Consider the following 13,529-nt stretch of genomic DNA (forward strand, 5'->3'; position numbering starts at 1 on the left):
CCCGGCTCCCTTCGGACGGGCGGGAGCGGGGGACGTGCGCGGGCGCGGCCCCGGGACCGGCTTCCGGGCGGGAGCGGGGGCCGTGCGCGGGGTGCGGTCAGTCGCCGAGGAGGCCGCAGAGCTGGTCGACCGGGAAGGGGGACCGGCCCGGGTCGGTGGATCCCTGCGGCAGCGAGCCGGGGAAGGCCTCGCAGGTCGAGGTCACGGCCTGGGCCGCGTTGTTCGCAGGCTCGGGCTCGTTCGAGGAGATGGTGTCGGTCATGTCCTTGAGGCCCTGCTCCGCTGCGGCCTCCTTGCCGCCGGTCAGCTTGCCCATGCAGGAGGAGGAGTCGGGCGGGCACTCGTCCAGCTTCTTGCCGGCGTCCTTGATGTCCTTGTCGGCCTTGCCGGCCGCCTCCTTCGTCTTCTTCTGGTCCTCCTCGATCTTCTTCGCCTGCTCGGCGTTGTTCTCCTTGTCCTGGCAGGCCTGGTCGTCGGGCTTGCACTCCTCGGCGTGGGCGCCGGTGGCCAGGGGCAGGGCGAGAGCGGCTGCGAGGACGGTCGCGGTCAGCACACGGCGTGCCGACGCCTTCAGTGCGGGCATGGGAACTCCCTTGGGACAGGGGTGAGTTGGAGTGCTCGGGTGGGGACGCCAGGGGCGGACAGGGGACTGCCCTCAAGATCACCGAGCGCATCCCGACGCTAGCCGCCGGGGCCCCGGCACCCCGGCGCGACACACGGCGCGGCGCGCACCCCGGGGGCCGCTCACCACTTCGGCGGAGCGCACTCGGGGCCGCCCCGACGGCCAGGTCCGGGCGGGCCCGGTGGCCGGTCCCGGGGCCCGCCGGTCCACCCGTTCGTAGGGATTCGGGGGTACGGGCGAGAGGGCGGCCGACCGTACGCGGCGGGGCCTCTCACTCCCCCGGCCGCCGCCGTTCGGCGGCCCGCCGGCCCCTCGGCGGAGCCGTCCCGGCACGGCCCGCTCCGGGGGCGAGTGCGCCCCCCGTTCACCACCCCGAACGGAGGTCCGACAAACGGGTGTTTCAGCGATTCCGGCTCGCCCCGGTGATCATTCTCGGACAGTCTGCTCATGTGCCCGGCGGCCCCGTCCCGGCCGTCGCACCAGGCCTTGGGCGACCCGTGCCCGGGGTCCGGCACGCCGTGTTCGCATGACCCGCGACCGGCTCCGTACGTCTCCGCCCTCCCCGCGGACGGCACGGGCCGGCCGCCGCGCTCCCGTATGTCCCCGTCGAAGGAGAGCAGAGCCATGTCCCGTTCACGACCCTCCCTCCCGCACGCGGTTCCTCCGCGCAGCGGGCGGCGCGCCCGGCCGTTCCTCGCCGCCGTCGTCACGGCCGCCGCGCTCACCACCCTGCCCGCGCTCGCCCCCGCGGCGACCGCCAACGAGGGCAACCCGACCGTGCTGAGCTGGGGCGCCGGCCGCACCGGCCAGCTGGGCAACGGCACCCTCGCCGACAGCCTCAGCCCGACCTCGGTCACCAGCCTCTTCCGCGGCGACGTCGACCAGATGTCGGCCGGCGGCACCTCGTCGGCCGACTCCTTCGCCCTCGCCCGTACCGACAAGACCGTCAAGTCCTGGGGCCACAACTCCGCGGGCCAGCTCGGCAACGGCGGCAACACCAACCAGACCGTGCCGACCACCGTCCCGCGCCTGACGAACATCAAGGACATCGCGGCAGGCGGCAAGCACGCCCTGGCACTCGACACCAGCGGCCAGGTCTACTCCTGGGGCGACAACGCCTACGGCCAGCTCGGCAACAACCGCACCGGCGACAGCCGCACCGTCCCCGACCGCGTCCAGGGCATGCCCAAGGTGAAGCAGATCTCGGCGGGCTGCGACTTCAGCCTCGCCCTCCTGGAGAACGGCAAGGTGTACGCCTGGGGCCGCGGCATCCACGGTCAGCTCGGCACCGGCAGCCGCGCCACCAGCTCCGTACCCCGGCAGGTCGTGGGTCTGGAGAACATCGTGGAGATCGACGCGGGCTGCTACCACGCGCTCGCCCTGACCTCCGACGACACGGTCAAGTCCTGGGGCTACAACCTCTACGGCCAGCTCGGCAACTCCTCCACCAAGTCCTCCACCGTCCCCGTGGACGTCGACTGGGTGGAGGGCGTCTCGGACATCGAGGCGGGCGCCTTCCACAACTACGTGAAGACCAGCGACAGCCACGTCTGGGGCTGGGGCAACAACCAGTACGGCCAACTCCTGGAGTCCGACGAGGCCTTCGACTCCAACGTCTCCCGCACCAACCGCACGGCCCCGGTCGAGATCCCGCGCCTCGAAGGCGTCCAGCACCTCGCGGCGGGCGCCCGGCACGGCGTCGCCGTCACGGCGGACGACGTCTTCGCCTGGGGCAACAACAGCGAGGGCCAGCTCGGCAACGGCACGACGGTCTCGCGCTACGAGTCGGTGAAGATCCTCAACGAGGGCTCGGCGATCAAGAACGTGGCCGTCTCCCTGGGCGGCAACACGACCTACGCGTACTGAGGCCGGTGACCGGCATGACGTACCGCGCGTGCGTACGGGCCGTGATCGGCACGGCCGTCGCCCTGGCCGCCCTGGCCACCCCCGCACACGCCGAGCCGAGTGATCCATGGGTACGGGCCTGGGGCCTGAACGTCGGCGCCCAACTCGGCAACGGCACCATCCTCGACCAGACCACCCCGGGCTCCGTCCCCGGAGTCGCCCGCGGCGACGTCCGCGAGCTCTCCGCCGGCGGCTTCAACAGCAACCTTTCCTTCGCCCTCGCGCTGCTGAACGACGGCACCGTCCTGTCCTGGGGCGGCAACACCTCGGGGCAGCTCGGCAACGGCACCACCGTCCAGCAGGGCTTCCCCGCGAAGGTCGCGGGGCTCTCCGGGGTGTCCTCGATCTCCGCCGCCGGCGGCCCGTTCGCCCTCGCGGTGCGCGGCGGACGCGTCCTGGCCTGGGGCACCAACGCCTACGGGCAGCTCGGCAATGGGGCCACCACCGCCGACAAGGACGGCCCGGCGACCCGCCCCGCCGCCGTCCAGAGCCTGAACAGGGTCACGGACGTGTCGGGCGGCTGCAACCACTCGGTCGCGCTTCGGGAGGACGGAACCGTCTGGACCTGGGGCAGGAACGCCAACGGACAGCTGGGCCTCGGTACCAGGACCGACCGGAACACCCCCCAGAAGGTGCCCGGTCTCGACGACGTGGTCGCCATCTCCGCCGGATGCACCCACACCCTCGCCCTCACCGCCGACGGAACGGTCAAGACCTGGGGCTACAACAGCAAGGGCCAGCTCGGGAACGACAGCACCGAGGACAGTCCCGTACCCGTCGACGTACGGCATCTGGACGGCGTCACAAAGGTCTTCGCGGGCTCCTACCAGAGCTACGCGCTGCTGGACGACGGCAGTGTGCGCGCCTGGGGATGGAACGGTGAAGGCCAGCTCGGCGACGGCGGCGCCGTCGACCGGACGACGCCCGTCCCCCTCCCCGGCCTGACCGGCGTCCAGGAGATGGCCGACGGCTGGCAGCACACCCTCGCGGTCCTCGCCGACGGGTCCGTACTCGCCTGGGGCAACAACAGCAACGGCCAGCTCGGCGACGGCACCACCACCTCGTCCCCCACCCCGGTCACGGCCCTGCCTCCGAACAGCGGCACGTCCCACGTCGCCGCCTCGGTCGCGAACAAGTCCAGCTACGCCTGCTGACCCCCACGAACCAGAAAGGCACGCAGATGACCCCACCCCTGCGTCTCACCCTCCTCGCCGCGCTGTCCCTCGCGGCCCTCACCACCACCCCCGCGGTCGCCGCCGGCACCGACCCCTGGGTACGCGCCTGGGGCGAGAACGCCCAGGGCCAGCTCGGCAACGGCAGCGTCCTCGCCCAGCAGACCCCCGCGGCCGTCACCGGCATCACCCGCGACGACGTGCGCGAGATGTCCGGTGGCGGTGGCGGAGCCGCCGCCGCCGCGAACGCCTTCGCCGTCGCGCTCCTCAAGGACGGCACCGTCAAGAGCTGGGGTTCCAACACCACCGGCCAGCTCGGCAACGGCACCACCACCGCCCAGAGCTTCCCCGCGACCGTCGCCGGACTCTCCGGGGTCGCCGAGGTCTCCGCGGGCCTCAACCACGTCCTCGCCGTCAAGGGCGGCCGGATCCTGGCCTGGGGCAGCAACGCCTCCAAGCAGCTGGGCACCGGCCAGGACACCACCAACCCATACAAGAACCCCATCCCGGTGCAGAGCCTGGACAAGGTGAAGGACGTCGGAGCGGGCTGCGACTTCAGCGTGGCGCTCCGGCAGGACGGCACGGTATGGACCTGGGGCAAGGGTGACAACGGCCGCCTGGGCACCGGCAACAACACCACGCGCGAGACCCCGCAGAAGGTCCCGGACCTGATCGACGTGGAGTCGATCGCGGTCGGCTGCGACCATGTGATCGCGCTCACCGCCGACGGCATCGTGAAGACCTGGGGCAAGGGCGCCGAGGGCCAGCTCGGCAACGACTCCACCACCGACAGCAACAAGCCCGTCGATGTCGCCTACCTCGACGCGGTGGCCAAGATCTTCGCCACCTCCGCGTCCGGCTTCGCCGTCCTCGACGACGGCAGTGTGGCCGGCTGGGGCAAGAACACCGACCGGCAGCTCGGTGACGGCACGAACGCCAACCGCACCACCCCGGTCGTCCTGGACTCCCTCCAGGGCGTCCAGAGCATCGCGGGCGGCGCGGACTTCACCCTGGCCTCGCTCGACGACGGCTCGGTGATCGGCTGGGGCGCCAACGGGACCGCCCAGCTCGGTGACGGCTCCACGACGGTGCCCACGGGCACGACCACGGCGCTGCCGCCGGGCAGCGGCATCACGCACGTCACGACGACGATGACGGGCAAGTCGGGCTTCGCGTACTGACACCGCTGTCCGGCACCGTCCTGAACCGCCGCCGGGCGCCCGGCCCCCGGCGCCGCGTGCGTTGGTGCCCGACGGCTTCTGATGCTGTCCGCCCGTGCGGGGCCCTCGTCGGCCCCGCACGGGCGGACCCCTTTGACGCTGGCCAGGACCAGCACCCGGCTGGCACTATCGCCGCATGTCCGCCTCGCTCTCCCGTGCCGTCCGCCGCCGTGTCCTGGCGGTCTCGGCCGCGCTGCTCGCGGTGTGCGGGGTGCTGGTGTGGTGGCTGATGCCCTTCGGTCCCCCCGTGCCCAGCGGAACGGTCACCTTCAGTACGGGTGTCCCCACCGGCGTCTACCAGCGGTACGGCGAGCTGCTCCAGCAGGCCCTGGCCAAGGACCTTCCCAAGGTCTCGATACGGCTCAAGGACAGCGAGGGCTCCCAGCAGAACCTGGCCCGGGTGGCCTCCGGCGAGGCCGATTTCACCGTCGCGACGGCCGACGCGGTGGCCCAGTACCAGCGGGAGCGCAGGCCCGGCTTCGAGCGGCTGCGCGGCTGCGCCCGCCTCTACGACGACTACGTGCAGCTCGTGGTGCGCAAGGGCTCCTCGGTGCAGTCGGTACGGGACCTGCGCGGTCTGAAGGTGGGCGTCGGCCAGGACGGCTCCGGCGTGCGGCTGATCGCCGACCGGGTCCTCGCGGCGGCGGGCCTCACCCCCGTACGCGACATCGAACCGGTCTCCGCGGGCATCGACACCATGCCGGGGCGGCTGGAGAGGGGCGAGCTCGACGCCTTCTTCTGGTCGGGCGGCCTGCCCACCGAGGCGGTCCAGAAGCTGTCCGAGCGCACCCCGGTCCGTCTGATCCCGCTGGACGCGGGCCTCGTGGCCCGGCTCCACGACGTGGGCGAGTCGACCCGTCACTACCGGTCGGCGGTGATCCCGGCCGACGCGTACGCCAAGGCGCAGGACGGCCGTCCGATCGAGACCCTGGCGGTGGCGAACCTGCTGGTCACGACGGTGGAGGCCGATACGGACCTGGTGGAGGGCTTCACCCGTACGGTGATCGGGAGCCGGGACGGCATCGGCAGGCGGGTCCACCCGGCCCAACTGGTGGACCTCAGGACCGCCGTCTACACGGAACCCCTCCCCCTGCACGACGGCGCCCGCCGCTACTACCGCTCGGTGAAGCCCTGACGGGGTGGTCCGGCGTGCGCGACTTCGACGACGGCATAGTGGGGTTGGCCGAGCACCGGTAGTTCTTGGGCTTCTCGGCCGGAGCCAGGGCCGGAATCAGGCTGCGTCCACGATGAGCGAGGGCGCACTGGCGCGCTGTCACGTTCGTTCGCCACTACGTCGCGATCAGCGTGGCTGCTGTCCTCCAGCACTAGACCCGCGGCCACCCCTGTGGGCGGCGTCCACACACCACCGGCACGATCGCAGGCCTGTCGAACAGGCGATGACCCAATCCCGCGAACGAGGCCCCCAGGGCTTCGACAGCGTGATCACACCAGCCACGCCGTGACCCTCGTGATGCAACCGGAGGTCGCGGGAACAACGGGTCACCCCTTCGGCGTCCCGCCTGCGGACACGCGGAGTCGATCAACGAACCCCATCGAAAGATTTACGCCAAAGCGCGTCCTGAAATGCCTGAACAGAAATTCAGTCATCAATTCCGGAACCATTTCATTCAGTTATTCAAGATTTCCCTTACGCCCCCTTTTCCCTCCATTTGGCGAACCCTCGCAGGGGCCAATGCTCAAGTAACCCTCAGATCCTTCCGAATCCGATTGCCTTCCCCTGATCGCTATGAAATGGTCTTGACCAAGCAAGTTGAAGGTTCCGACCGAAGGAAAAAAGCACCGCACCCACCGGGTGCCGAATCAGACTCCTTGCAGACTCGACAAAAGGAAGCAAGGAATCGTTCCTCAACGAAGACAGGTGGATTGATTTGCTGACCGCCACCACTATTCGGCGATCGATTACTGCAGCAGCACTGGGCACCGCACTAACCGGACTGTTCCCAATCGGTCCCGCGGCGACCGCATCGGCTTCCGAAGCCGGCGCCACGGCACATCCGAGCGGCTGCAGGTACGAAGTGGTAAGCACGTGGATGACAACCGCCTCTTGCAACAAGGACAACGGCGGATCATACCGAGCCACAGCAATATGCAAAGAAGCCGAGACCGGAAAGGTCTTATGGTTCAGCGGCCCCTGGAGGCAGTTCGGCATGTCAAACGCCTACTGCAACGGTTCCTACCGAACCATGTCCGCAGGCGTCGAAACATCCTTCTCCAACAAGAGCTGAGAAAGGTGCATCAGAGATGAAGAATTCGTACAGGGCGTTGATCACTGCCACTGCGGCAGCAGTTCTCGGCATTGCCGGCACAGCCACTTCCATTGCAGCCCCCGCATCTGCCACGGCGCATCCAACCGGGTGCACCAACAAGTACTATAAGGGCCCCTACGCGGGTATGGAAGGATGGCAGGCTTCGTGTAGCAATTCCAATGGCGGAAGGTACAAGGCCGTCGTCATATGTACCCCGTTTCTCGGTGGCCAGGACGTAATTCTCGAACCCACGTCCTGGCAGACCTCGGGCAAGTCCATCGTCTACTGCCCGGAATTCACCATCGTTAAGTCGGGTGGCATCACCACGCGCGGCTACTAGACGTCGGGCTCGGCCCGGACGGCCGGCGTGGCGCTCCATCGGGGAATCTCGGTGGAGCGCCACCCCTCGACGAGCACACGCTTCAAGTCCCTCGGAGGACCCGGGGCACCGTCACCGTCACCCTCAGCCCGTGCGGTTCGTTCGGCGCGAAGGCGATGCCGCCGCCGCCAGCCGTGAGCAGGACGCGGGTGATGGAGAGGCCGAGTCCCGATCCCTTGATGTTCTGGTGCCGGCCCGAGCGCCAGAAGCGGTCTCCGACCCGGCTCAGCTCCTCGTCGGTGAGGCCGGGGCCGTGGTCGGCGACGACGACGGCCACGCCCTTCCCGCCGGACACCAGGGAGACGGCGACCGAGACCTCCTCACCGGCGGGCGTGAACTTCAGCGCGTTGTCGATCACCGCGTCGAGCGCGCTGGAGAGCGCGACCGGGTCCGCCCACCCCGTGACCGCCCCGCACTCCCCGGTGAGCGCGACGCCCTTGTCGTCGGCGACCGGCCGCCAGGACGCGACCCGCTCGGCGGCGAGCGCGCCGACATCGGTCAGTCGCAGCTCCGCCGCCGCGTGCTCGGCGAGCGCCAGGTCGAGAAGGTCGTCGAGGACCTGCGAGAGGCGCTTGCCCTCGGTCCGTACGGAGGCGATCTCCTCGTTGCCCTCGGGCAGCTCCATGGCGAGCAGCTCGATCCGCAGGAGCAGCGCGGCGAGCGGGTTGCGCAGCTGGTGGGAGGCGTCGGCGACGAAGGCCCGCTGCTGTTCGAGGGCCTCCTCGACGTTGTCGGCCATCTCGTTGAACGAGAGCGCGAGGCGCCGCAGTTCGGGCGGTCCTCCGGTCGCGGCGACCCGGGAGTTCATGCGCCCGGTGGCGATGTCGTGGGTGACGGAGTCGAGGACGCGGACCGGCCTCAGTACCCACCCGGTGAGCCGGAACGCCGCGCCGACGGCGAGCAGCATGGCCGCCGCCTCGCCCGCGAAGATCAGCAGCCAGCCGCGCAGGATGCGGCTCCGCAGCGGCCCGGTGGGCGAGTCCGTGACGACGACGGCGACGACGTCCCCGTCGCGGACGACCGGGGAGGCGATGGTGAGCCGGGCATGGCCCTGCCAGGGCCACACCTGGGGCGGGTCGTGGCTGCGGCGGCCGAGCAGCGCCTCGTTGAAGGCGCGCCGGCCCTCTCCGTCGTACGGGACGACCCAGTCCTCGGGGGCGGCGGCCATGGACCGGTTGTCGCGGTAGAAGATCCCGGCCCGGATCCCGTACACGTCGTGGTAGCTGGCGAGTTCGCCGCCGAGGGTGGCCCGCCGCTCGTCGGTTCCGGGGCTGGTCTCGCGGACGAACTGGGCGAGCGCGGCGAAGCGCGCGGCGTCGTCGAGCCGGTCAACGACGACCCGCTGCTGTTCGGCGGCGGCGAGGCTGGCGGCGAGCGGGAAGCCGAGGGCGAGCAGGACGCCGGCCATCAGGACGATGAGCAGCGGAAGCAGGCGGGTGCGCACGAAGGAGCCGTCCGGCGGTTACGCGGCGGGGGCGACCAGGCGGTAGCCGACGCCCCGCACGGTCTCGATCAGGGCGGGCATCCGGAGCTTGGAGCGCAGGGAGGCGACGTGCACCTCCAGGGTGCGGCCGGTCCCTTCCCAACTGGTGCGCCAGACCTCGCTGATGATCTGTTCGCGGCGGAAGACGACTCCGGGGCGCTGGGCGAGGAGGGCGAGCAGGTCGAACTCCTTGCGGGTGAGCGCGATGCTCTCGCCCTCGACGCTGACCCGCCGGGTGGGCAGCTCGATGGTGACGGAGCCGAGCCGCAGCTGCGTGCCGTCGGCGGGAGCGCCGCTGCCCGCCGCCTCCTCGGGGCCTGCGTTGCGCCGGCTGACGGCGTGGATGCGGGCGAGGAGCTCGCCGGGGTCGTAGGGCTTGACGACGTAGTCGTCGGCGCCGAGGTTGAGCCCGTGGATCCGGGAGCGTACGTCGCCGCGCGCGGTGACCATGATCACCGGGGTGGTGGTGAGCTTCCGGATGCGGCCGCAGACCTGGTAGCCGTCCTGGTCGGGGAGACCGAGGTCGAGCAGGATCACCCCGTACGAGGGGCGCTCGCCCTGCGCGGTGGGCAGCACGGCCTGGAGCGCCTCCTCGCCGCTGCGGGCGTGGGTGACAGTGAACCCGTGCTTGGCGAGGATCGCGGAGAGGGCGGCGGCGACGTGGTCGTCGTCCTCGACGAGCAGCAGTCGCATACGTACCTCCTCCGTGGTGACGGGCTGATGAGCGGCTCTCTGTGTACCAGGTGGTACCAGGGCATGAACACCGAACATCGGTGTCACAGTCAAGTGTCCCCCTGCGACGGCGGCGTTTCCGTTATGCGGCCGGTACGGCCCGGAGTGTCCCGTTCACGCACTGTGTCGGGGTCGCGGCCGGATCGTTATCCTCAATTTCCGCTCAGATGTGATGACGGTCATCACATCGGGTCTCTAGTGTCCTCCCCAACCGAGGAGGACGGAGCAAGTGCCGATGAGCGGAGAGTCAGTGTCCAAGTCCGTGCCCAGGGGGCCCGAGGACACCCCGCGTGCCACGGACGACCTGGTCGTACTGTCCGGCGTGAACAAGCACTTCGGCGCACTGCATGTCCTCCAGGACATCGATCTGACGATCACCCGCGGCGAGGTCGTGGTCGTCATCGGACCTTCCGGGTCCGGCAAGTCGACGCTGTGCCGCACGATCAACCGGCTGGAGAGCGTCGACTCCGGCACCATCACCATCGACGGCAAGCCGCTGCCCGCGGAGGGCCGGGAGCTCGCCCGGCTGCGTTCCGACGTCGGCATGGTCTTCCAGTCGTTCAACCTCTTCGCGCACAAGACGGTGCTCGAGAACGTGATGCTGGGGCAGATCAAGGTCCGCAAGACGGAGAAGAAGGCCGCCGAGGAGAAGGCCCGCACCCTGCTCGACAGGGTCGGCGTCGGCACCCAGGCCGACAAGTACCCGGCGCAGCTCTCCGGCGGCCAGCAGCAGCGCGTGGCCATCGCCCGCGCGCTCGCGATGGGCCCGAAGGTGATGCTGTTCGACGAGCCGACCTCGGCGCTCGACCCCGAGATGATCAATGAGGTCCTCGAGGTCATGCAGCAACTGGCGCAGGAGGGCATGACGATGGTGGTCGTGACCCACGAGATGGGCTTCGCCCGCTCGGCCGCCAACCGGGTCGTCTTCATGGCCGACGGACGCATCGTCGAGCAGGCGACGCCCGAGGAGTTCTTCAGCAACCCGCGGAGCGACCGGGCCAAGGACTTCCTCTCCAAGATCCTTCACCACTGAGCGAGTTCGGGCCTATCCTTCCCCACTCACTTCTATCCAAGGGACATTCCTCGATGATGCTTCGTCGCACCTCCGCCGCCGCCGCGGCCGCCGTCGTCCTCGCCCTGACCGCCACCGCCTGCGGCAGCGGATCGGACTCCGGCAGCAACGGCGACAAGATCACCATCGGCATCAAGTTCGACCAGCCCGGCCTGGGCCTGAAGACCCCGGACGGCACGTACGCCGGCTTCGACGTCGACGTCGCCCGCTATGTCGCCAAGGAGCTCGGCTACTCCGAGGACAAGATCACCTTCAAGCAGGCGCCGAGCGCCGAGCGCGAGAACCTGATCAAGAACGGTGACGTCAAGTTCGTCGTCGCCAGCTACTCGATCAACGACAAGCGCAAGAAGGAGGTCGACTTCGCCGGTCCGTACTTCCTGGCCCACCAGGACCTGCTCGTGCGCGCCGACGACAGCTCGATCACCAAGGTCGAGGACCTCAACTCCAAGAAGCTCTGCTCGGTCACCGGCTCGACCTCCGCGCAGAACGTCCGGGACAAGCTCGCCCCGAAGGCCGACCTCCGCCAGCTCGGCGGCTACTCCGAGTGCCTGACCGGCCTGGAGAACAAGCGCGTCGACGCCCTGACCACCGACGACTCCATCCTCGCCGGCTACGCCGCGCAGAAGGAGAACCAGGGCAAGTTCAAGCTCGTCGGCCTCCGGATGAGCGACGAGAAGTACGGCATCGGCGTCAAGAAGGGCGACGACGAGCTGCGCGGCAAGATCAACAAGGCGCTGGAGAAGATGGTCTCCGACGGCACCTGGGAGAAGCTCGTCAAGCAGAACTTCGGCCCCTCCGGCTACAAGTACGAGCCCGCGCCGAAGGTCGAGAGCTGACCTGACCCGCTCCGGCCGTGACGGTCGCCTCCTCAGGGGCGGCCGTCGCACCGGCACCTGCCGCTGCCCACGCACCGGCCTTCACACCCGACCGACCACCAGGGGAGAGCGCGGGCATCGTGTTCGACTTTCTTGATTCCGGGCAGTACGACCTGCTCGGCGCCTTCTGGGTGACGGCGCAGCTCGCCTTCTACTCGGCGATCGGCTCGCTGATCTGGGGCACCGCCCTGGTCGCCATGCGGGTCAGCCCGGTACCTCTCATGCGGGCCTTCGGCACCGCGTACGTCAACCTCGTCCGGAACACCCCGCTGACCGTGGTCATCGTGGCCTGTTCCCTCGGTCTCGACCAGACGCTCGGCATCACGCTCGGCGCCGAGGGCTCCGAGTCGATCGGCTTCCGACTGGCCATCCTCGGACTCGTCGCATACACCGGCACCTTCGTGTGCGAGGCACTGCGCTCTGGCATCAACACCGTCCCGCCCGGTCAGGCCGAGGCGGCGCGCGCGCTGGGCCTGAGCTTCACCCAGGTACTGACCCTGGTAGTACTCCCCCAGGCGTTCCGCGCGGTGGTGACGCCGCTCGCCAACGTTCTGATCGCCCTCACCAAGAACACCACCGTGGCGGCTTCCATCAGCGCGGCCGAGGCGGCGTTCCTGATGAAGGAGATGATCGAGAACGAGACCGACGCGCTCTTCGCGGTCTTCGCGGTCTTCGCCTTCGGTTTCATCGTCCTCACCCTCCCCACCGGCCTCGTCCTGGGCTGGGTGGCCAAGCGACTGGCGGTGAAGCGATGAGTTCCCTCCTGTACGACACCCCCGGACCACGCGCCAAGCGGCGCAATCTCCTCTACACGATCGCTTTCCTCGCGGTCCTCGGCCTGCTTGCCTGGTGGGTGCTGTCCGCCCTGGCCGACAAGAACCAGCTGGCGGCCGAGAAGTGGAGTCCGTTCGTCACCGACTCCCGCGTCTGGACGACGTATCTGCTGCCCGGCCTGTTGGAGACCCTCAAAGCAGCCGCGCTCTCCATCCTGATCGCGCTGCCCCTCGGTGCCCTGCTCGGCATCGGCCGGCTCTCCGACCACCGCTGGGTCCGAGTGCCCGTCGGCGCGGTCGTGGAGTTCTTCCGCGCCATTCCCGTGCTGCTCCTGATGATGTTCGCGAGCGCCGTCTACCGCGAGTTCACGGCCGTCAGCTCCGACTTCCGCCCGCTGTACGCGGTCGTCACCGCCCTGGTGCTCTACAACGCCTCGGTCATCGCAGAGGTCGTCCGGGCCGGAGTCCTCTCGCTGCCCCGGGGCCAGGGCGACGCATCCGTCGCGCTCGGCATGCGCAAGGGTCAGACCATGCTGTACGTCCTGCTTCCGCAGGCCGTGACCGTGATGCTGCCGGCCCTGGTCAGCCAACTCGTCGTGATCGTCAAGGACACGGCGCTCGGCGGCGCACTGCTCGGGTACGCGGAGCTGCTCAGCCAGAACCGACAGATCACTGCGAACTACGGCGCCAACACGATCGCCACCTTCACGGTCATCGCGCTGATCTACATCGTCGTCAACGCGATCGTCACCGGCCTCGCCGGCCGCCTGGAGAAGCGCCTGCGACGGGGCAAGAAGTCTGCCGCGGCGGCCATCCCGGCCCAGGGCGGAGCCGTCGACGCCCCGGCCGGAGCCACCGAGGCGAAGACCGACGCGGCCAGCGGCTGACGTCACAGAGGTCAGCGGGACGACAGCGGCGTCCGATGCCTCGGGGACCCGCGGGACGACAGCGCCCACCCGTCGTCGCAGAGGTCCACGGGACGACAGCGGCGCCCGGTCCCGAAGGGGTCCGTGGGGCGTCCGGGGTGGG

Annotated in this window: 12 protein-coding genes; 9 read left to right on the forward strand and 3 right to left on the reverse strand. The window is 69.7% G+C overall.

All coding sequences use genetic code 11. The features are described from left to right. Positions 1-97 precede the first annotated feature (97 nt). Entirely contained in the window at positions 98-583 is a 486-nt protein-coding gene (locus tag ABT154_RS20685; protein ID WP_351858284.1) for a hypothetical protein, read from the reverse strand. 663 nt (positions 584-1,246) lie between these two features. Here ABT154_RS20685 and ABT154_RS20690 point away from each other — a divergent pair. The 5 genes from ABT154_RS20690 to ABT154_RS20710 all read left to right on the forward strand — a co-directional run bounded on the left by ABT154_RS20690 (position 1,247) and on the right by ABT154_RS20710 (position 7,526). Further along, the gene (locus ABT154_RS20690; RefSeq protein ID WP_351858285.1) at positions 1,247-2,488 is read left to right on the forward strand and encodes an RCC1-like domain-containing protein; all 1,242 of its coding nucleotides are present in this window, start codon (positions 1,247-1,249) and stop codon (positions 2,486-2,488) included. 14 nt (positions 2,489-2,502) lie between these two features. After that, the gene (locus ABT154_RS20695) at positions 2,503-3,681 is read left to right on the forward strand and encodes an RCC1 domain-containing protein (protein WP_351858286.1); all 1,179 of its coding nucleotides are present in this window, start codon (positions 2,503-2,505) and stop codon (positions 3,679-3,681) included. 26 nt (positions 3,682-3,707) lie between these two features. After that, positions 3,708-4,880 carry an RCC1 domain-containing protein gene (locus ABT154_RS20700; protein ID WP_351858287.1) on the forward strand — a complete coding sequence of 391 codons (1,173 nt, stop codon included), beginning with the start codon at positions 3,708-3,710 and terminating at the stop codon, positions 4,878-4,880. 175 nt (positions 4,881-5,055) lie between these two features. Next, positions 5,056-6,054: a TAXI family TRAP transporter solute-binding subunit gene (locus ABT154_RS20705; RefSeq protein ID WP_351858288.1), complete on the forward strand. Its 999-nt coding sequence runs from the start codon at positions 5,056-5,058 to the stop codon at positions 6,052-6,054. 1,127 nt (positions 6,055-7,181) lie between these two features. Beyond that, on the forward strand, positions 7,182-7,526 hold the full coding sequence (locus ABT154_RS20710; protein ID WP_351858289.1) for a hypothetical protein: 345 nt from the start codon (positions 7,182-7,184) through the stop codon (positions 7,524-7,526). 82 nt (positions 7,527-7,608) lie between these two features. Here ABT154_RS20710 and ABT154_RS20715 read toward each other — a convergent pair whose 3' ends face one another. Together ABT154_RS20715 and ABT154_RS20720 are read right to left on the reverse strand one after the other, a co-directional pair. Further along, on the reverse strand, positions 7,609-9,009 hold the full coding sequence (locus ABT154_RS20715; RefSeq protein ID WP_351858290.1) for a sensor histidine kinase: 1,401 nt from the start codon (positions 9,007-9,009) through the stop codon (positions 7,609-7,611). Positions 9,010-9,027: 18 nt separating this feature from the next. Then, positions 9,028-9,741: a response regulator transcription factor gene (locus ABT154_RS20720; protein WP_317875082.1), complete on the reverse strand. Its 714-nt coding sequence runs from the start codon at positions 9,739-9,741 to the stop codon at positions 9,028-9,030. 274 nt (positions 9,742-10,015) lie between these two features. Between ABT154_RS20720 and ABT154_RS20725 the strand changes: the two genes are divergently transcribed. The 4 genes from ABT154_RS20725 (at position 10,016) to ABT154_RS20740 (ending at position 13,387) form a co-directional block, all read left to right on the forward strand. Next, positions 10,016-10,813, forward strand: coding sequence for an amino acid ABC transporter ATP-binding protein (locus ABT154_RS20725; RefSeq protein ID WP_502969549.1), 798 nt, complete (start codon positions 10,016-10,018; stop codon positions 10,811-10,813). 53 nt (positions 10,814-10,866) lie between these two features. Beyond that, positions 10,867-11,688, forward strand: a complete 822-nt coding sequence (locus tag ABT154_RS20730) for a glutamate ABC transporter substrate-binding protein (RefSeq protein WP_351858291.1) — start codon at positions 10,867-10,869, stop codon at positions 11,686-11,688. 119 nt (positions 11,689-11,807) lie between these two features. Further along, positions 11,808-12,482, forward strand: coding sequence for an amino acid ABC transporter permease (locus ABT154_RS20735; protein ID WP_351858292.1), 675 nt, complete (start codon positions 11,808-11,810; stop codon positions 12,480-12,482). Beyond that, complete coding sequence (locus ABT154_RS20740) at positions 12,479-13,387, forward strand: amino acid ABC transporter permease (RefSeq protein WP_351858293.1); 909 nt, start codon at positions 12,479-12,481, stop codon at positions 13,385-13,387. The genes ABT154_RS20735 and ABT154_RS20740 overlap by 4 nt, the downstream gene beginning before the upstream one ends. Positions 13,388-13,529: the final 142 nt, after the last annotated feature.

The sequence above is a fragment of the Streptomyces sp. NPDC001728 genome (genome assembly GCF_040297565.1).
Lineage (GTDB): Bacteria > Actinomycetota > Actinomycetes > Streptomycetales > Streptomycetaceae > Streptomyces.